The 18669-nt window shown below is 67.4% G+C and carries 17 protein-coding genes and 1 pseudogene; 12 read left to right on the top strand and 6 right to left on the bottom strand.

All coding sequences use genetic code 11. The features are described 5' to 3' along the window. Positions 1-314 precede the first annotated feature (314 nt). The 6 genes from OG588_RS26170 (at position 315) to OG588_RS26195 (ending at position 8109) form a co-directional block, all read left to right on the top strand. The gene (locus OG588_RS26170) at positions 315-1382 is read left to right on the top strand and encodes a LacI family DNA-binding transcriptional regulator (RefSeq protein WP_405949413.1); all 1068 of its coding nucleotides are present in this window, start codon (positions 315-317) and stop codon (positions 1380-1382) included. Positions 1383-1608: 226 nt separating this feature from the next. Beyond that, a complete protein-coding gene (locus tag OG588_RS26175) occupies positions 1609-2409 on the top strand; it encodes an SDR family NAD(P)-dependent oxidoreductase (RefSeq protein WP_405949414.1) in 801 nt (266 codons plus the stop codon). Positions 2410-2543: 134 nt separating this feature from the next. After that, positions 2544-3689, top strand: coding sequence for a galactonate dehydratase (gene dgoD, locus OG588_RS26180; RefSeq protein WP_405949415.1), 1146 nt, complete (start codon positions 2544-2546; stop codon positions 3687-3689). 221 nt (positions 3690-3910) lie between these two features. Next, positions 3911-6424, top strand: coding sequence for a carbohydrate-binding protein (locus tag OG588_RS26185; RefSeq protein ID WP_405949416.1), 2514 nt, complete (start codon positions 3911-3913; stop codon positions 6422-6424). A gap of 128 nt (positions 6425-6552) precedes the next feature. Next, entirely contained in the window at positions 6553-7206 is a 654-nt protein-coding gene (locus OG588_RS26190; RefSeq protein ID WP_405949417.1) for an LAETG motif-containing sortase-dependent surface protein, read from the top strand. 180 nt (positions 7207-7386) lie between these two features. Beyond that, on the top strand, positions 7387-8109 hold the full coding sequence (locus OG588_RS26195; protein ID WP_405949418.1) for a DUF6193 family natural product biosynthesis protein: 723 nt from the start codon (positions 7387-7389) through the stop codon (positions 8107-8109). A 162-nt stretch (positions 8110-8271) separates the two neighbouring features. Here OG588_RS26195 and OG588_RS26200 read toward each other — a convergent pair whose 3' ends face one another. The 3 genes from OG588_RS26200 to OG588_RS26210 form a co-directional block, all read right to left on the bottom strand. Further along, positions 8272-8949 (bottom strand): hypothetical protein, encoded by a 678-nt coding sequence (locus OG588_RS26200; protein ID WP_405949419.1) that lies wholly within the window; start codon positions 8947-8949, stop codon positions 8272-8274. A 33-nt stretch (positions 8950-8982) separates the two neighbouring features. Beyond that, positions 8983-9294: a hypothetical protein gene (locus OG588_RS26205; RefSeq protein ID WP_405949420.1), complete on the bottom strand. Its 312-nt coding sequence runs from the start codon at positions 9292-9294 to the stop codon at positions 8983-8985. Positions 9295-9371: 77 nt separating this feature from the next. After that, positions 9372-9590, bottom strand: a complete 219-nt coding sequence (locus OG588_RS26210; protein WP_405949421.1) for a hypothetical protein — start codon at positions 9588-9590, stop codon at positions 9372-9374. A gap of 417 nt (positions 9591-10007) precedes the next feature. Here OG588_RS26210 and OG588_RS26215 point away from each other — a divergent pair, with 417 nt between their 5' ends. Both OG588_RS26215 and OG588_RS26220 read left to right on the top strand, forming a co-directional pair. Then, complete coding sequence (locus OG588_RS26215) at positions 10008-10745, top strand: DUF6348 family protein (protein WP_405949422.1); 738 nt, start codon at positions 10008-10010, stop codon at positions 10743-10745. 635 nt (positions 10746-11380) lie between these two features. Continuing rightward, complete coding sequence (locus OG588_RS26220) at positions 11381-11782, top strand: hypothetical protein (protein ID WP_405949423.1); 402 nt, start codon at positions 11381-11383, stop codon at positions 11780-11782. Between the two features lie 200 nt (positions 11783-11982). Here the strand turns inward: OG588_RS26220 and OG588_RS26225 are convergent, their stop codons facing one another. Next, on the bottom strand, positions 11983-12312 hold the full coding sequence (locus OG588_RS26225; protein WP_405949424.1) for a hypothetical protein: 330 nt from the start codon (positions 12310-12312) through the stop codon (positions 11983-11985). A 220-nt stretch (positions 12313-12532) separates the two neighbouring features. Between OG588_RS26225 and OG588_RS26230 the strand changes: the two genes are divergently transcribed. The 4 genes and pseudogenes from OG588_RS26230 to OG588_RS26245 form a co-directional block, all read left to right on the top strand. Next, positions 12533-13000, top strand: coding sequence for a DUF4240 domain-containing protein (locus tag OG588_RS26230; protein WP_405953216.1), 468 nt, complete (start codon positions 12533-12535; stop codon positions 12998-13000). Positions 13001-13660: 660 nt separating this feature from the next. Next, positions 13661-14593, top strand: a complete 933-nt coding sequence (locus OG588_RS26235) for a pentapeptide repeat-containing protein (protein WP_405949425.1) — start codon at positions 13661-13663, stop codon at positions 14591-14593. 15 nt (positions 14594-14608) lie between these two features. Then, a complete protein-coding gene (locus tag OG588_RS26240; RefSeq protein ID WP_405949426.1) occupies positions 14609-15340 on the top strand; it encodes a hypothetical protein in 732 nt (243 codons plus the stop codon). A gap of 53 nt (positions 15341-15393) precedes the next feature. Continuing rightward, positions 15394-15522: pseudogene (locus OG588_RS26245) on the top strand (IS5/IS1182 family transposase); the annotation flags it as partial. Between the two features lie 940 nt (positions 15523-16462). Here OG588_RS26245 and OG588_RS26250 read toward each other — a convergent pair. Both OG588_RS26250 and OG588_RS26255 read right to left on the bottom strand, forming a co-directional pair. Further along, positions 16463-16777: an immunity 53 family protein gene (locus tag OG588_RS26250; protein WP_405949427.1), complete on the bottom strand. Its 315-nt coding sequence runs from the start codon at positions 16775-16777 to the stop codon at positions 16463-16465. Positions 16778-17010: 233 nt separating this feature from the next. After that, the gene (locus OG588_RS26255; RefSeq protein WP_405949428.1) at positions 17011-18525 is read right to left on the bottom strand and encodes a restriction endonuclease; all 1515 of its coding nucleotides are present in this window, start codon (positions 18523-18525) and stop codon (positions 17011-17013) included. Positions 18526-18669 lie beyond the last annotated feature (144 nt).

Here is an 18669-nt window from a genome sequence, read left to right on the forward strand (position 1 = left end):
TTGCAGGGGTTCGTGAAGAAAGTTGAAGGTCCGCGCTGTTCGCCGAGTCCCGTCGGCTGTGCGTGGACCGTCATGTCGGCTGTGTATGGACCGTCATGGTTTGCCGGGCCTGAATGGATATATCACTGAAATCCATCGAAGGAAACCGGTTGACCAACGACTTCGGCGAACGCTAGGTTGCGGCGCCAGAAGGTGTCAAGAGGTCAAACGCAACACGGCATGCCGAACGCCACACCCCGGGCGAACACGGCATCCATGGACGATTCGCGCAGCTGGCAGAGTGGTCGACAACGTCGTTGACAGGGAGGATTCGCGTGGCTGAACAGCCCGTACGGGCAAGGCTGGTGGACGTCGCACGGGAGGCGGGAGTCTCCAAGGCGACGGTGTCCAAGGTGCTCAACGGACGGCAGGACCTGTCCGTCCGCCCCGAGACCAGACAGCGCGTCCACGAGGTCGCCGCCGCCCTGGGCTACCGCCCGCACTCCGGGGCCCGCGCCCTGGCCGGGGCCAGCACCCACGCCCTGGCCCTGCTGGTGCCGGCCCTCAACAACCCTACGTACGTGACCATTTCGCGCGGCGCCTACCAACGCGCCCGTGAACTGGGCTATCTCTCCCTGCTCGCCGAGGACTTCGACGGCCAGGAAGCCGACGACACCTTCAACGACCTGGTCAAGGAGGGCCGGGTGGACGGCCTGCTGATCGCCTCCGCCCGCCCGAACCACCCCCTACTGGAGACCCTGAGCCGCAACCCGGTTCCGCACGTCTTCCTCAACCGCGCCGTCAAGGACTCGGGCCGCAACGTCACGATGGACGTGGCCCGCTCCAGCGTCACCGCGCTCGACCATCTCCACGCACTCGGTCACCGGGTGATCGGCCACATCGCCGGCCCCTCGGGAATCACCCCCAGCGAGGACCGCCGGGACGCGTTCCTTCGGCACGCCGCCGTACTGGGACTCGTCGCGGCACCGGTCGCCTCCGGCGACTTCACCGAGGAGGGCGGCGCCGGTGCCGCCCGCGAACTCCTCACCCCGGTCGAGGGCCGACCGCAGGTCACCGCGCTGTACACCAGCTCGCTGGCCCAGGCCATCGGGGCGATGCGGGCCATCCACGAGCGCGGCCTGCGCATCCCCGAGGACATCTCCCTGGTCGGCAACGACGACCTTCCGGTAGCCGGTTACCTGACCCCACCGCTGACGACGGTCGCGATGCCGCTGCACGAACTGGGCACGGCGGCGGTCGATGCCCTGGTCGCGGAGATCCAGGGGAAGCCGCCGGGGGATGTGGTGGTGCCGACCGAGCCGAGGTTGGTGTTGCGGGGGTCTACGGCGGGGCCGGGGGCCGGCGGGTCTGCTGGGTCTGCTGGGTCTGCTGGGTCGAGCTGACCCGTAGGACCCGTAGGACCCGGATATGCGAGTACGTCTGTCTGACCTTGTTGGACCCGTACGACCCGTACGACCCGCACAACCCGCACAACCCGCACAACCCCTAGTACCTGCACGACCTGACCGGACGGGTCGGCCCGAGCCGTAGGCCGACCCGGAAGGGCACTCCCGTAGGACGGATGTAGGACGGATGACCGGACGGGCCGGTCACGCCGAGAGGAACGCCATGAGCCGCACCACCCCCGAGAGCCACCCCGACAGTCACCCCGGCCACCGGCCCGCCCGCTTCACCGGCCGTACCGCCCTCCTCACCGCCGCCGCGTCCGGCATCGGCGCCGCCACCGCCCGGCGTCTCGCCGACGAGGGTGCGTCCGTGCTGGTCACGGACGTGGATGCGGCCGGGGCGGAGAAGGTGGCCGACGAGGTCCGCGCCAAGGGCGGCCGAGCCCGTCACCTGGGGCTCGACGTCACGAACCCCGAGGCGTGGCCGGAGGCGGTGCGGACGGCCGAGGAGTGGACCGGCCGCCTCGACCTCCTCCATCTCAACGCCGGCCGCAATCTCCCCGGCGCGATCCACGAACTCGACGACACCTCCTGGCACGACCACCTCCGCCTCGCCCTCGACTCCGTCTTCTACGGCGTCCGGGCGGCCGTCCCGCTGCTCACGGCATCCGGCGGCGCGGTCGTCGTCACGGGCTCCGTGCACGCGGTGCTCGGCTTCAGCGGCTTCCCGGCGTACGCGGCGGCGAAGGGCGGAGTCAGCGCGCTGGTACGGCAGTTGGCGGTCGAGTACGCGGGCCGGATCAGGTTCAACGCGGTGGTGCCCGGCGCGGTGGAGACCGGCCTGTGGACCGACGCACCGGACGAGTACCGGGCCCAGACGGCGGCCCGGACCCCGGTCGGGCGGCTCGGCGAACCCGAGGACATCGCCGCGGCCGTCGCCTTCCTCGGCTCCGACGACGCGTCGTTCATCACCGGCCAGAACCTGGTCGTGGACGGCGGGCGCAGCATCAGCTCGCAGGAGTAGGACCCCTCTCCGAACCCGTAGTACCTGCACCACCACACGCACACACGGCCGGCTCTCCGTGCCCGTGCCCGTGCCCGTGCCCGTGCCCGTGCCCGTGCCCGTACCCATACCCGTAGGACCCGGAGGTCCGCAGCATGAAAATCACCGGATACGAGCTGTTCCTCGTCGAGCCGCGCTGGCTCTTCCTGCGCGTCGACACCGACGAGGGCATATCCGGCTGGGGCGAGCCCATCGTGGAGGGCAAGGCCCACACCACGGCCCGGGCGGTCGAGGAGATGTTCGACTACCTGATCGGCCAGGACCCCGCCCGCATCGAGGAACACTGGCAGATGCTCGCCAAGGGCGGCTTCTACCGCGGCGGCCCGGTCCTCAGCAGCGCACTCGCCGGCATCGACCAGGCCCTGTGGGACATCGCCGGCAAGACCCACGGCGTCCCCGTGCACCAACTCCTCGGCGGCCACGTCCGCGACCGCGTCCGTATCTACGGCTGGCTCTACGGCGAGACCCCCGAGGAACTCGCCGAGTCCGCCGCGGGCCAGGTCGCCAAGGGCCTGACCGCCGTAAAGATGAACCCCTGCGCGCAACTTGAACCGCTCGCCACCCCCGCCGCGATCGACGCGATCGTGGCCAGGGTCAGCGCCGTACGCGAAGCCATCGGCCCGGACCGCGACGTGGCGCTGGACTTCCACGGCCGCTTCAGCGGAGCGATGTCGAGGCGCGTACTGCCGTACCTGGAACCGCTGTTGCCGATGTTCGTGGAGGAACCGGTCCTCCCGGAGTTCACCCGCGACCTCGGCGACGTGGTCCGCGCCACCTCCATCCCCATCGCGACCGGCGAACGCCTTTTCTCCCGCTGGGACTTCAGGGAGGTCCTCGGCGCCGGCATCGCGGTGGCCCAGCCCGACATCAGCCACGCGGGCGGCATCTCGGAGACCCGCCGCATCGCCGCGATGGCCGAGGCCTACGACGTGCTCGTGGCCCCGCACTGTCCACTGGGCCCCATCGCACTCGCCGCGAGCCTCCAACTCGACTTCGCCGTACCGAACTTCCTCATCCAGGAACAGTCCCTGGGCATCGGCTACGGCGACAGCAGCGGCCTGCTCGGCTACCTCGCGGACTCCTCGCCGTTCGAGGTCCAGGACGGCTACATCCACCGCCTCACGGCCCCCGGCCTCGGCATCACGGTCGACGAGGACAAGGTCCGCGCCGCCGCCGAACGCGGCCACCGCTGGCGCAACCCGGTCTGGCGCAACGCGGACGGCTCACTGGCGAGTTGGTAGTCCGCGGCTCGGTAGTCCGCGGCTCGGCAGTCCGCGACCGCAACGGCCCGTAGGCAGCGGGTCGTTGGCTCCACGCTGCCCCGACGCCGTCGAATCCGGCGTCGGGACAGCGCCACACGCTCCAGGCGCACCGGCGGCAACCGGTCATCGCGCCTGGTGAAGAGGGGAATCTCGCCGCACGCAGCGGCAAGGGACACATCCACCCATCCAAGGAGCGCGCAATGAAGCGTCGCAGATTCGGTTCTCCCGGCAGGGCAGTTCCCGCCAACCCCCGGACAAGGCAGCGGACTTCAAAGGTCCTGGCCCTGCTGGCAGCGGTGACGGGCGCGTTGCTCGTCCCCGTCACGGCCACCAACGCCTCGGCGGCCGGCACGAGTTACTACGTGGACTGCTCGGCTTCCTCCAACGGCACCGGCACCAGCGCCAGCCCCTGGAACTCGGTGGCCGGCGTCAACGGCACCACCTTCACCGCGGGCGACAGCATCCTCTTCAAGGCCGGCACCACCTGCACCGGCCAACTCACCCCCGGCGGTTCGGGCGCCTCGGGCAGCAACATCTCGATGGCGTCGTACGGTTCGGGCGCGAAGCCGATCATCGACGCGGCGGGCGCGACGGGCGCGGTCATCCACCTCCTGAACCAGCAGTACTGGGACATAGGCGGCCTGGAACTGATCGACAACGCCTCCTCGCCCGCCTACCGTTCGGGCGTCCTGGCCGAGAACAGCTCCGGCGGCGTCCTGAACCACATCCGCGTGCACGACATGTACATCCACAACATCGCGGGCTACGGCGGCGGTTGGTACTCGACGAACGCGGGCGTCGGCGTCCAGACCGACCACACGACCCCCGTCTCCACGTGGAACGACGTGGTGGTGGAGAACAACACGTTCGACCACGTGGACCGGATCGCGGTCGCCGTAACCCCGGACGCGGACGGCCAAGGCACCGGCCTCACCACCGGCACGGTCATCCGCAACAACACGATGACGTACGACGGCGCGGACGACGTCCTGGTCGTCAAGAACGACGGCGCCCTGATCGACGGCAACAAGGCGGGCTACGGCGGCGCCAAGTCGACCTGCCCGCCCTCCGGTCAGTACTGCAACGGCGCCTCCGCCGGCATCTGGATGTCCGGCAGCAGCAACACCGTCGTCCAGAACAACGAGGTCTACTGCCACATCAACGGCGCCGACGGCACCGGCTTCGACGTGGACTGGGGCAACCACAACACGACGTTCCAGTACAACTACAGCCACCAGAACCTCGGCGGCTTCCTGCTGGTGATGCCCCCCTTCACCATCGCCAACGAGCCCACGTCGACGGTCCCCAGCGACGGCACGGTGGTCCGCTACAACATCAGCGAGAACGACGGCAGCAACTCCGGCTGCCCCACGTCAGGCACCCAAACGCACGGCGGCGGAGTCCTCCACTTCGTAGGCGGAGTCCCGAACCAGAGCGGCAGCACGTCAGCAATCCCTCAGTTCTACAACAACACGTTCTCGGTGCGGGACGGCCTGAGCACCCCGATCCTGTACTCCCGCTCGGGCACGTCGATCAGCGGCGCGTTGTCCTTCAAGAACAACGCGATCTTCAACTACGGCTCCGGCAACTACTTCACCACCACCGGCAGTTCGACCTACTCCAACAACCTCTTCTACGGCAACCACCCGTCCCGCGAACCCGCGGACGCGGCCAAGGTGACGTCGGACCCGGAGTTCCGCAACGCGGGCAACACCAACACGTCCTCGTCGTACACCGGCAAGAACGCGTACCAGGTCCACCCGTCGTCCCCGGTGATCAGGGCGGGCGCGGTCATCGCGTCCAACGGCGGCTACGACGCGTACGGCAACGCGGTGTCGGCTACGGCGGCCCCCAACATCGGGGCGTACAACGGCACCGGCGGCAACCTGCTGTCCAACGCGGGCTTCGAGACGGGGAGTTTGTCTCCCTGGACGCAGGCGAGCGGCACCGCGTCCTCGGTGACGGCGTCCAACTCCCGTACGGGAGCTGACGCGTTGACGACAGCGGCGAGCGGCAGCGGAGCGAACCAGTCCCTGACCGGCCTGACTCCGTCGACGACCTACCTGCTCACGGGCTGGGGCAAGGTGGCCACGGCAGGCGAAACGCTGGCGATCGGCGTGAAGGGCTTCGGCGGCACGGAGACGTACACGAACGTCGCGTCGACGTCGTACTCGCAAGCGGCGATCCTCTTCACCACGGGTTCGTCGAGCACGTCGGCCACGGTCTACTGCTGGAAGAACGCCGGTGGAACGGGGGCGGGTTACTGCGACGACCTGGCGGTGGAGCCCTTGTCCTCCGCCACGAACACGGTCACGAACCCGGGCTTCGAGACGGGCGCGCTGACTCCGTGGACCCAGAGCACGGGCACGGCGTCGAGCGTCGCTGCCTCCAACTCCCGTACCGGCACGTACGCGTTGCAGACGGCTGCGAGTGCGAGCGGCGCCATCCAGACGGTCACCGGCCTTACCTCCGGCGGCAGTTACCTGCTGGCGGCATGGGCGAAGGTCGGCACCGCCGGTGAGGAGGTGGCCGTAGGCGTGAAGAGCTTCGGCGGTACGGAGACGTACCTGCGGGGCTCGACGACGACGTACACGCAGCAGCCGATCTTCTTCACGACGGGCGTCTCCAACACCGCGGCGTCGGTGTACTGCTACAAGAACTCCGGTTCGGCGGCGGGGTATTGCGACGACTTCACGGTGGTGAAGCTGCCCTGATCCCTGCGCTTCGGCACGGTTCCCCCCGGGTCATGAACCCGGGGGGAACCGTGCTCGGCCCGGCTTGTACTGTTCCGCCTGCGCAACGCCCAGACGGGCCACAGAACCTGAACCTCTCCGGAGAAACCGTGCAGACGCAGATATCGACCAGACGCTCCCCTTCTTCCTGGCGCAGACCGTCCGCCATCGCGACGACGGCCGCCATGACGATGCTCGGGCTCGGTATGGCGGCCGCACCGGCCTCGGCCTCGACGTACGACTGGTCGGTGTCGTGTTCGCAGGTGACTGTCGATATCACGGGCTACAACCCCCAGGTCGTGCAGATCGTGGAGGTGACGGCGGACGGCAAGGAGCTGGGAACGGAGCTGAGTTTCCGCGACGACTTCCACCACACGTACACCATCCCGACCCACAGCAAGCCGCTCTCGATCCGCTTCGTGGTGACGCCGGGCAGCGAGGACGGCCAGGCTGTCGACGAGACGAAGACGGCCCCGGTGTGCGGGGAGGAGAGCGCGTCGCCGACCGCGTCGCAGACCCCGTCCTCCAGCGCGCCGGCCACTGCCGAGTCGACTCCTGCCGCGTCGAGTGGAACCCCGTCGGACACGCCCTCCGCGTCCACCCTGTCGTCACCGAGCCCGTCGTCCTACATCTCCGCGCCTCCGCTCGCCGAGACGGGTGCCTCCAGCTCGACCCCGCTGATCGCCGGGACGGCGGGTGCGGTTGTTCTGGCCGGCGCCGCCCTGCTGGTCGTTACACGGCGACGCCGGACCACTCAGCACTGACCTGCCTGTATGGGCTGCCCACGTGACGAGCGACGAGGACGGCCGCCACGGGGGCCGTCCCGGCGCGGGGATCCGGTGTGTCTGAGCGTCGGCCGACGACAGTGAGCCACGCTCCCGAGTCAGCCGTAACGCAGTCGGACATCGCTTCTTTTCGTGGTCCCAAGACCTCAGACTGCTGAGGTGGATCCTGACCTCTATCCCGATCTTGCCGCTGCGGGCGGCTTGGCCGCCGCGCTGGAGCTCGTGGCAGCCGAGCTGGCCGTAGATGTGAGTGTGGTGCCCGGTGACTGGGAGACGTCTGTCTCGGCGGTCAGCCCGCCTCCGGTGCCGTTTCGCCGACCGCTCTTCGTTCTGCCGGCCGCGGCCACGCGCCAGTTCATGGTGGGTGGAAGGAGCCGAGGAGTCGAACTTGTCGGGGGATCGACGTCAGACCTCAGGGACGTCGTTCTGGCGGCAGTGGCTTGGGGGGAAGGCAGGAGCCTGGGCGAACTGCACGAGCTCTTCCCTTTTCTGTCCTCGGACGAACGGGCGATGGCGCATGAGATCGGTCCCGCCGCAGTCGTCGGCCTTCAGTGGCGGCTGTTGCGGGAGCAAGCTGCCAGTGAGCCCGGTTTCCCCGAGTTCGGCCTGCTCGTGGAAGCGGCGTACGCGGAGCCGATGCTGCGGCAGCTGTCCGCGTTCTCCAGCCACTGGACGCTGGGTTTCAGTGCCTGCACCAGCCATTCGTCCCCGGTCGAGGTCGCTGTGAGCCCCGCGTACGAGGGCCGTCCCTATCAGGTTCGGAAGTTCCTCCACGACGGGGTGATCGGTGAAGCCGAGACCGCGGAACAAGCTGTCGCCCTCGCGATCGCCCACCTTCCCGTGGGTCTCGGTCCAGCCGTCGCCGGCTCCGATGACCTGTGAGGGGAACGAGCACCTCAGCCTGGCTGTCGGCGGAAACTGCCGCCATGCGGGCGCTTGACCTCCGGTGGAGGCGCCACCCGACGGAACAGTGGGATGGGCCGGCAGTAGGGCGTCCGGAGGGGAAACGGGATGACGGGACGGCGAGGAGGGCGAGGAGGGCGTTCACTCGTACCAAGGCCCTGGAAGGGGACCGCGCCTGGTCGCCGCCGGGACTCCGGGTATGACGCTGCCCTTGTCGAGGTCGCCCCGAATATGCAGGTACAGACTGGGAGTTGGCAGGCCGATGGTCTGGATCCACCCTTTCCCGTGCACATGTCCCGCTGCGGTCAGCTCGGCTGCCTGGCCGTGCGGTGCCTCTGCCTCCGCGTAGCTTTGGCAGAGCGTTTCACCACTGTCGGCGAAGGCGTAGCGCGCCGCGTAGGCATAGCCCTCGTGGAGCCAGACGTACAGCACGATCGGCTTGTCGAGGACGGTGCGGAACCAGTCGGCGGCAACCTGGGCGAGTTGGTCCGTCGGTCCGGTGGCGTCAAGTGCCCATGCGTGGAGCCGATCCGGCAGCGTGTACAGCTGGCTGTGCAGCCGATCGCCCCGGACACGGTCACCGACCAGGTGCACACCCAGATCGATCAGGTGTCGCGGCCGGGGGTCCGCCCGGTCGGACAGACTGACGTAGGCGAGCAGCGCCTCCCAGTCGTCGGGTCGCCCGACCTCCCCGGCGACATCGGCCGGTGCCCAGGCCATGCAGTGCCCGCTCAGCGCCGAGGCGAAGGCTCTCTCGTCGTCGGTGAACTCGCAGTCGTCGTCCGGGTCGTCGACGTCGAACCATGGGTGCTTCCTCATGGTTGGACCCTATGGCGGCGACCGCGGGAGTACTCAACGAGTTTCGGGCGGTGGTGAGTTGCCGTCGCACCTCTCCAGAACCAGGCTCGCCGACCCCGCTTCGAGCCCGTTGTTCTCCTCCAGGTGGAGATGCGCGCCGTCCGGTGTGCCGTCCTGGGCGAGCGAAAGGAGGTGGCCGGCCAGGGTCTTCAGGCCTGCGGAGTTGGCCTCGACGACGATCTCCCGGCCCAGGTTGCGGACTTCGATGCGTGCGCCCTCTTCCCAGGTGAAGACCGTGGCGACTCCATCGGTGACCGTACTGACGTGCGTGTTGGCCGGCGGAGCAGCGCTGGGTTCGGTGGACATGCTCAAGCATCGCTCACTCAAGGGCTCAATCGCTCACTCAAGGGTTCATGGGATGGTCGCCGATGTCGCCCATGGCCCTAGAGCCGGCCTCGCCACCATGGCACGTCCAGGCTGTCGGCCGGGATGACCTTGGCCCTCGCGAGAATCTTCTTGTCGAGGGCCCGCACCAGGGCGCGCAACTCACGCGCGCTCTTCCTGGGCAGCGCGTGCAGCACGGCTTCGAGGTGGTCGCGGAAGCCGGCGCCACAACACCCGCACTCAGGGATGCGGCAATCGGGACCTGCGAGTGGATCCACAAGTTGTCTGAGGGGGCCATGAGCGTAGGCCTGCCAGTGCCAGAACGCTTCTTCCGTGGCTTCGGGCCAGAAGCGTGTCCGCTCCAGCCGACGCAGGTCAGCGGTGCAGGTTCCTGAAAGGCCATCGATGAACGGGTACCGTCGCCGCCTCGGGGAACGGACTGGGAGGTCATCCCGCAGGGCTGATGGGCGCCTACGCGGCATTGCCCCTTCGGTTGTCGGTCATGGCAGCAAGGTACAGAGCCAGGTGCCAGGTGGCCACCGCGTATCCGAGACCGAAGTAAGTCATGAGCTTGGGAAGCTCAGTTCTTCACCCCTGACCTACCGGGGATCTGTGCCCCTTCCTCAACTGGCCTTCCACGGACGGAACTTCCACACGGCATCCACGCCCTATCGCGGCTCAGTAAGATCCACCGCATGCCCTGGATACGACGCCGTGCGCGCGAGGCCCAGCCGCCTGAAGAGCGTCTGCCCGATCTTGAGTTCCTCGCCCTGGTGAAAGCGAGCCTTGAGGAATACGCGCCGGGTATGACGCGGGGTATCGAACTCAAGGGCAACTCGCTGAGCAGTCCGGGCGGTTGGGCGGTCGGTGTGGCGCCGCCCCACCACGGGGGCGGCCACCACTACGACCTCGTCGCGCTGCCGGACGTGAGCGTCCAGCCGGATGTTCCTTGCTTCATGGACTGTGTCGTGGCGATGTCCGGCGATCCCCGCAAGGCGGCCGACGCGTGGGTGCAGACGGCGGGCGCGTGCATGCTCGAACTCCTCGATCCGCGCGGACGCTTCGCGGACCACGTGGGCCCTGATGACGAGCGCGGCGTTTCCGGCTGGCACTCGATCATCTCCGGGGCGATCGGCTTCGGACTCGACGTCGCCGAGAACCGGCGCCTGCAGAGCGCGCTGCTCGACACCAACGTTCTGCCCCGCATCGCGGACACGTTCACCGCGGACCTGGAATCGCCTTTTTTCAACGGGGTCAAGGTCTTCTACGGCGGGCGACCTGGCGCGATGGAGTGTGAGATCCGGGTCAACGGGGAGCGCCACGAGACCGCCTCGGCGGCGATGAAGGCCCTGAACCTGCCTGAGCCGAAGGTGTTCACGGCTGTTCGTTACTACGCGCTGTTGCTGCCGGAGCCGGCTGACGGCGGGGAGTAGAGCTGTTCGTCGGTCGGTCTCGACGTCGAGATGACCGGGGCCTCGACTCGACCAGGGCCGGACAGGTCGAAGGCCGTGTCCGATGCGTGTACCTCGCCGCCCACCCGCCACCGGCGTCAGTCACGCTGCCGGGGGTGGCGTCACCCAGAGGAGCCGCGATGGCTCACCCGTGGCTACGACGGAGGCCTCGGTTTGGGGTAACTTGCGGGCAATTGCGGCTAGTTGGAGCGTTGACCTGTGTATGCAGCGCTGTGCATGGGGTTCTCCGTGCACAGCGCTGCGCGCGCTGGAGCGTGCGGGTCAAGGACAAGGGTGGCGAGAGCTGGTGGGCTGTCTGCGAGGAGCACCGCGCTTCGTCGGCGGTCCTGAACACCGGCTCTCGGTGACCGACTGTCCGCACGGTCACAACTGACCATCGGCAGCTGTGAGTTGCGGCCGCACCCGGCCGCGCGTACGAGTGTCATCCGCAGCTGTTCGATGCCGCGGCCGCCCAACGCCGCAGCGGTCCATGGGCGTTGATGTCAACGATGGATGTCAGGCGCTGCTTCGATGACTGTGGCCTGGACGACGCGTGCTCGCCGGCCGCCTCGGAACCCCGCTACGGCCCCGATGCCCCGGTCTGCGAGAGTGGTCCCGTGCTGCTGGATCCTGAGAACACGCTGTTCGTCCGTGGTGCCACGCCCGTGCTCCTGCTGGCCGAGGCGCCTCTCCACGACGCCTTGCCGCTCCTGACCGTGTCGGATGCGGCGGTGCCCTTGTGCGAGGGCTGGAGCATCGTTCCCCGACTCACCCTGTGCGTGGTGGACGGACCTGGGGACCACGGGCTCGTCGTCCCCGCTCTCGCTGCGCCGGTGGTCGGCGGGGCCGACGATGGCACGGCATCGGCATCTGGCGGCATGGGCGACTGGTGCGCGGATGCCGAGCAGGCCGGCGGAGCAGTCGTTCTGTCTTTGGACCGGCTGCCCGACGCACTCGACTGGTCCGTCCTGCTGTCGTCGGGTACTGCGCGCGGCGGCTTCATGCCGGCGCTGGCCTGACGGTAGGAGCGCCCGACTCGCGAAGCGAGGGGCATTGCGCCTGCTGGCTTTGGGGGCCTTGAACTCTGGACCTCTTGGTCCCGAGGCGACTTGGGTGGGGGAGCTGCCTTGGGCCGGCGTGCTTCTCAACTGGGCTGACGGTCCGCAGGCGTTCGTGCTCGTTCGCCGTTGTTCGTCGGCGTTGTCACGCAGTTGGACACTCATGGCTGCCGTGCGTCGCGTTTCGCTGCCGCGTTCCGGGCGTGAGCTTCGCGCCGCAATCGGCGCTCGTAGTCGGCGAGTTGACGGGCTATGGGAACGCCGGTGGCAGTTCGGATCAACCGCCCGTTTTCGCGATCCACCAGGAAGGGGCCGTTGCCTCCCAGCCGAGGGCGCCGACCGCTCTGGTCATCCCGGACTGCTCCCCAGTAGAAGAGCCACCCGAATGACAGGACTTCTACGCGCAGGATCTGCAGGTCGTACTCGACGTTGCCTCGCACGTCGTCGATCTCGACCAGCACCAGTCGGCGCGCTTCCTCCTCGGTCAGCATCGTCCGATGATGCCATGGCGTCTCAACTCGCCTAGGGCTCCGCGCGCGCTCGCGTACACCCGCTTTGGGAGTTCGCTCTACACCCGCCCCTGGGGTCGCGTCACGACTGGTCCGACGGTTGTCCGGGGTGCTGCTGTGTGCCGCCGTCCGGCCCGTTGATGCCGGCCCGTTGATGCCAGCCGTTGATGTCAGACGGCTCTGACATCCTGCGCCAGTGAGAATGACATGGGCCGCCTTCTGGGCGCTGATAGCCACCCTGAACGGCGAAGCCACGCAGGCGAGTTGCCAGCGCCTGGCCGAGGAGCTGAGCCGCCGCTCCGTCCCCGACATCATCGGCTTCGCGGAACGACATGCCGAGGCTCTGTACCGCCTGGACCAAGAGAAGTTCGGGATGCTTCCCGTTGCCGACATGACGGACCGGAACGGCGGGCCCTTCCCGCAGTCTGCCGACGTGTTCCTGTACGCCCGTTGCGCTGTCGTCGCCGCAGGACAAGCCGTATGGGAAGGCGTCTTCTACGACGCCGACAAGTTCGTCCCTTACACCGCCTCCGAGTGGGACGGGGAGTGGCTGCTGTATGTACCGGATCGGGCATACGAACTCGCTACCGGGAAGGAGTGGGACCGCTCAACCCGGTACTGCTTCGAGAGCTACTCCAACAAGGATGGATGGCCGAACCTGGGGAGTTGAGGTGGACTGCCGCTTGATGGGGATCTCGTAGATCGGTCCTCCTGGTGCCGGGCCGTTGTCAGTGCTGCTTGCTAGGTTGTCCGGCGGAGTGAGACCGGTCAGAGAACCTTCGAGGTCCGCGGTCAAGGGGGGTGGGCACAAAGGTCCCCGGGAGCCACCTCGGGACTATGTTTACAGGCCGTGGATCCCCGCCCCCCTCTTCTCCGGGAGGGACGCGGGCGGCATCGGTTGAGGTCCCGACACGCTCTCCAACTGGGGTGGGGTGTTGGTGTGTGTGGGTGTTCACCTGAATTCATGGGCGGTCGGTCGTTGGTGCCGGGAGGGTTGTGGGTCTCGCCTGAACGGTCGTGAACGGGGCTGAATGAGACGGAAACTGAGACGGGCTGCGGGCGCCGGCACCGTAGGATCCTGTGTAATCACCATCAAGTTCGGGCTGGGCTACGCCATCAGGGAGTGACCATGTCGAGTGGCCTGGAGCTTTGAGCCGTAGCTGTAGCTCCGCCTGCTGGCGGAACTCTCGCCCCGGCCTGCACGTCCCTCTCTGGTGTGACGTCCCCTCCCGACTCCACAACTCACCCCTCCGAGGCTGCGCCGCCCTGGCCGCATTGCGGACGCGGCGCCAACTCAGTCGACTCCCCGACGGGTTGCCTCGGCCGCCGTGTGGACTCCCATGCCGAATGTCTTGCCCACCTCAGCGACGGCCACCGCGCTGCCTACCTGACGCGTCTGGAGCCCGGCAGCGATCTCGACCACCGTGGCACCTCGCTCACCAAAGACCTCCTGAACCGACTCCTCGATGCCGTCCGGGATCCCGACACCCGGCGCCCCCTCCTCGGGACGGCTCGGTTCGATGCAGCGCGATTCCTCGGTGACGCCGACTTCGATGGCACTCACTTCAGGCACGAAGCTGCCTTCGAGCAGGCGGTGTTCTCCGGCATCGCCCGCTTCGCGGCCACGAAGTTCAGCGGCAACGCTCAGTTCGAACGCGCACGGTTCCGCGGTGCCCAATTCCGTGACGCGCGCTTCGACGGCGACGCGTGGTTCGGCGAGGCCCGGTTCGGCGACGAGGCGCGTTTCGACCGAGCACGATTCTCCGGCTACGCCAGGTTCGGTCTGGTCGGCTTCCTGAACAACGCCGCGTTCGACGGTGCGCAGTTCTTGGGGAACATCGGCCTTCAGGGAGCCAGCTTCGGTGGCCATGCCTGGTTCGACGGAGCGAGGTTCGAAAACGACGCGCGGCTGGGACCCTTGGTGTGCGCAGGGTCCCTGGACCTGTCGGCGGTGGTCTTTGCCGCTCCCGTCATCATCGAGGCAGCGGCGGGGAAGGTGTGGTGCACCCGCACGCGATGGGAGGCGAAGGCGGTCCTGCGGCTGCGGTACGCCACCGTCGACCTCAGCGAATCAGTTCTGGCGCATCCCTTGAGCATCACTGCCCAGGCCGCTCCCTTCAGAGACCGGACCGGAACCGAATGGACCGAAGACGCCCTGGAAGAAAGCGACTTGGGCAGCCGAGACGCGCGCGTGCACATGGCATCCCTGCGTGGTGTGGATGCCGCTCATCTGGTCCTGCACAACGTTGACCTCACCCACTGACTGCTCTCCGGCGCCGTGCACCTCGATCAACTGCGCCTGGAGGGCGACTGCCCCCTCGCGCTTCCGCCCGCGGGCGTGCTCCGACAGGGGCGCATACCGATGCGCTGGACCGTACGGCGAACCCTGGTCGAGGAGCAGAATTGGCGCGCCGCGCGGGGCTACGACGCATGGATGGCAGCGCCCGCCGGAGTGGAGGTGCTGGAGCCGTCGACGCTGGCTCCGCTGTACCGGCAGCTCCGTAAATCCTTCGAGGACAGCAGGAACGAGCCCGATGCCGCGGACTTCTACTACGGCGAGATGGAGATGCGCCGCCATGACCTGAAGCGGCCCCGCGCCGAGCGCGCGCTTCTCTCCCTCTACTGGGCGGTGTCGGGCTACGGCTTGCGCGCGTCCCGGGCGCTGGTCTGGCTGCTGGGGGCCATGGTCGCCACCGTGCTCGTGATGATGCTGTGGGGCCTGCCGAAGGACGTCCCGACGACCGGCACCGGTGGCCGTTCGACCGGCCAGAGCGTGTCGCAGGCGAGCAGTACGACCGATCCGGTCAACCCCGACGGGCCGCTCACCCGGCGCATGACGTCCGAGCGGTTCGAGAAATCCGTGCGCGTAGTGATTAATTCAGTCGTGTTCCGCTCAGCACCTCAATCGTTGACCACTTCCGGCACCTACACCGAAATGCTCTCCCGACTCGTCGAACCCGCCCTGCTGGGCCTCGCCGCCCTTGCACTCCGTGGCCGGGTAAAGCGCTAGCAAGTGACTTGGCCGGCTTGGAACGGCTGACCAGCCCAACAATCGGTTCTCGGGCGAACATCCAGGTCATTGCGGACGCAGATACGCGGCTGGTACCGGGCACCACCGCGGACGCGCATGCCTGGCCCGCGTCCGGTCTGAGCTGGCACGGCCAGGGTGTGACGGTACTTGGGGCTCACATTCCGGGGCCTTCAGCTTGGGAAGCTGCGGTCATTTGAGGCCGATACGGGTGGTGAACTGGGCGAACGGCCGAACAGCGGTCTCGCCGGGGTCTGTTGCTTTTACCGTGGTTCCCCGCTGGATCTGGTGCGGTTGTGGTTCGGTCGCGTCGTGCGCGTCAGAACCTTGACCATTCTTCGCCGGGGATGCAGTCCCAACTGTTCTCTGCCCACTCGCGGATGAGGAAGAGGGGCTGGCTGAGAACGATGTCTCCCGCTCGTTGAGCGCGCAGGATGAGTCCAAGATCCTCCGAGCCTGGATCGGCCGCGTGGGTGTAGATCAGGTCCAACTCATGAACTTCCGTGTGCTTGCACAGCCAGTCTTCGGCCTCGGACGGTACGCGGGCGACGAGAGCTGTGCCGTCCAGCGTGACCTGTGGGCCGGAAAGGGCATCAACGGCTATGCAAGCCAAGGCCTGCCGTGTCCCGTAGTAGGCGGTTACCCCCAGCTTGGTGAATTGCGCCTCGACGAGTTAGTAGTTGCCCGACGAACATTGGACGAGGCGGCTGACCGGGGCGTTGCTGCCGAGAGCCGCACTCACCTCGTCGGGAGCCATCCCGAAGCGAAGCGGTCCCACACTGACATGCGGTACGAAGAGCCACTGCGCACGCTCGCTGTCCGTCTTCACGTCCCAGATACTCACCGGTGCGCCCCCGGAGCCAGCTAACCACCACTCGGACCTGAGCCGGTCTCAGGAGCCGGTGGCAGCGTAGCTGGCATTCCGTGCACGCTTTCCAACTGTGGTGGTGGGGTCGCGGGGTGCGTGCGGGGGCGTTCACCTGGGTTCATGGGCGGTCGGTCGTCGGTGCCGGGAGGGTTGTGGGTCTCGCCTGAACGGTCGTGAACGGGGCTGAATGAGACGGAAATTGAGACGGGCCGCCCCTGCTCGCGCTGATCGGGCGGCTAGAGCTCCTGGCTGACTGATGTGGCCCATTCGCGGAACAGGCGGAGTACTTCGCTGAGGTTGAGGGGGCCACAGGATGCGTGAAAGACGTCGTCCGACACCTTCGCCATCACCCAGTCGGAGTGGCTGCGTTGGATGTCCGCTCTCACATAGGGCCGGCCGGAGAGCGTCGTCTTCTCAAGGTCGATGTGCACTGTCCAGCCCGGGTTGTCGAGCGTCGCGATGCGAACGCCCCATTCGTGCTCCCAATCGCCGTCGCACTGAGCTTGGTACCACTGCTCCAGCCAACCGAGTTCTCCGCCTGTGTCTGCCATGACGGCTGATCGTACGAGGTCGTGATCTGGCCGTACGCGGCAGTCGCTGCTAACCCTAATCCTCGGAAGCTGCGGGCATTTGCGGCAGGTTGGGGCGCTGAACTGGGCGAACAGCGGGAGCGTGGTTTCTCCGGGGCGGGTTGCCTGCACCGTGACTCCCCGGTGTTCCCCGCTCTATCCGATGAAGTTGTGGTGCAGGGCTGTGGCTTGGCCCCTTGGGCCACCTGCACGGCTCATTGGACGTCAGAGGGCTGCCAACCTGGAGGTGTCTTCGGAAGGCCGATCAGGACGTCCATGTTCAAGTACTCCTTGAGTAGAGCCTTCAGGTTGCGTCCGTTAATGAGTTGCATCCTGCCCGTTCGGTGAGCGAAGTCATCGCTTGCCTTGCCGAACCATGAGGTCGTCACCAGGACTCCACGGCTTGCAGCCTTGTCGTGCATTACTCCCGCCAACGCACGGACTGTCTCAACTGGCACTGCGTTCTTCGACCGCTTCGCCTGTATAGCGAAAACCGTGGTCCCCACTGGGTCACGCTGTATAGCGACGGCGTCCACACCATCATCCCGAGACCCTTGAGTCCGCCAGGTCTCGAAGCCCATCGCTTCGAACAGTTCGCGTACGAGCCGCTCGAAAGCGTAGGGGTCCATCTGTAGGAGGTCAGGTCGGCTGTCGAGCCCTGCCACGGCGCCGGCATCCGCTGTGATGCGGTACCTCGACAGGTCGATCTCCACGACTGGGGGCACCGGCTCCAGATCGTGCGGATGGCGGGAGACGACAGCGCCCAGGTATTTGAGGCACTCCTGCGGATCTAGCTGAGGTTCGTCCAGTACCAGTTCGTCGAAGTCTTCACGCCGGGCGACCACGCTTACAAGGCAGGGGTGCACTGGACGGCCGGTCGCGCGGTCCTTGGCACTCACATGCCCGTTGAACACCACAGTCGTGACGAGATCGGGTGGGGTAGTTGCGAACGCTTCGTCCAGTGCCCGCAGGGCGAGGCGCGCAACCAGAGTGCGGTAAGCCTCCCTGGTCTCGGCCTCCTTACGCGGCTGAGCGACGATTTCGGTCCGCTGGGCCACAACCCGGTACGCCGTCACGGTCGGCACTACCTCATGCTGAGGTAGTTCGACCTCAATGAGGAGTTGTTGAGCCTCCGGAACATAGGCCGCTCCCGCACCTGCTCGGCACCCCTCGGGTACGGGCGAGCCACTAAGCACCTCCTCCACAGCGTCTGCCACGCCCTGCGGGCCCCGCTCAGTGAGTGCCTGCTCGACATACGGGTGCCAACTCGTCAGTCTTCTGGGCCGGTCCGTCAGCACCGCCCGGAGCTGCGCCAGGCGTTCTTGGGTTTGGAGCGTGCGTTGCTCTGCCTCATCCTTCAACTGCGCTAATCGGGTCTCGCGCGCCTGCTTCTGCCGCTCCTTCTCCGCGGTAGCCTGCTCCCGTTCCCGCTGCTCTGCAGTGCGCTGCCGCTCAGCCTGGCGCTTAGCCAACTCCCGCTCGATACGGGCAACCTCGCGTGCCTGTGCGGCCTGTTCCCGGTTGAGGTGCTTCTCCCCTGCGGCTAACAGACGGGCATGCTCGGTCTCGGCCTTGGCGGCCTCTCGTTTCTGACGGCGTCGACGCTCCTCAGCAGCCTTCGCTGCCTGCTGTTCCTTCTGCTGGGCACGCTTTAACTCAGCAGCTTTGGCCTGCTGCTTCGCCTTGTACGCCTCGGCGAGCACTTGCATTACTGTCTTGCGGCGCGCCACGAGTCCCCCACCTGCACCTGTACTCACGCAACCTTGGGAAGCTGCACTCACACAACGGCTTGCCCCGCCGGGGCACCCCTCAGCGATACCCAGATCTGTTGAACAGGAATCGTCGCTCATCAACCGTGGTCTGGCCACCGCAAG

Origin of the sequence: Streptomyces prunicolor, from assembly GCF_045162825.1 — a bacterium.
Taxonomy (GTDB): Bacteria; Actinomycetota; Actinomycetes; order Streptomycetales; family Streptomycetaceae; genus Streptomyces; species Streptomyces prunicolor.

Coding starts and splice junctions, on each gene's coding strand:
- OG588_RS26175 (WP_405949414.1), top strand. CDS start 1,609: ATGAGCCGCACCACCCCCGAGAGCCACCCCGACAGTCACCCCGGCCAC.
- dgoD (WP_405949415.1), top strand. CDS start 2,544: ATGAAAATCACCGGATACGAGCTGTTCCTCGTCGAGCCGCGCTGGCTC.
- OG588_RS26185 (WP_405949416.1), top strand. CDS start 3,911: ATGAAGCGTCGCAGATTCGGTTCTCCCGGCAGGGCAGTTCCCGCCAAC.
- OG588_RS26200 (WP_405949419.1), bottom strand. CDS start 8,949: ATGAGGAAGCACCCATGGTTCGACGTCGACGACCCGGACGACGACTGC.
- OG588_RS26205 (WP_405949420.1), bottom strand. CDS start 9,294: ATGTCCACCGAACCCAGCGCTGCTCCGCCGGCCAACACGCACGTCAGT.
- OG588_RS26215 (WP_405949422.1), top strand. CDS start 10,008: ATGCCCTGGATACGACGCCGTGCGCGCGAGGCCCAGCCGCCTGAAGAG.
- OG588_RS26225 (WP_405949424.1), bottom strand. CDS start 12,312: ATGCTGACCGAGGAGGAAGCGCGCCGACTGGTGCTGGTCGAGATCGAC.
- OG588_RS26230 (WP_405953216.1), top strand. CDS start 12,533: ATGACATGGGCCGCCTTCTGGGCGCTGATAGCCACCCTGAACGGCGAA.
- OG588_RS26250 (WP_405949427.1), bottom strand. CDS start 16,777: ATGGCAGACACAGGCGGAGAACTCGGTTGGCTGGAGCAGTGGTACCAA.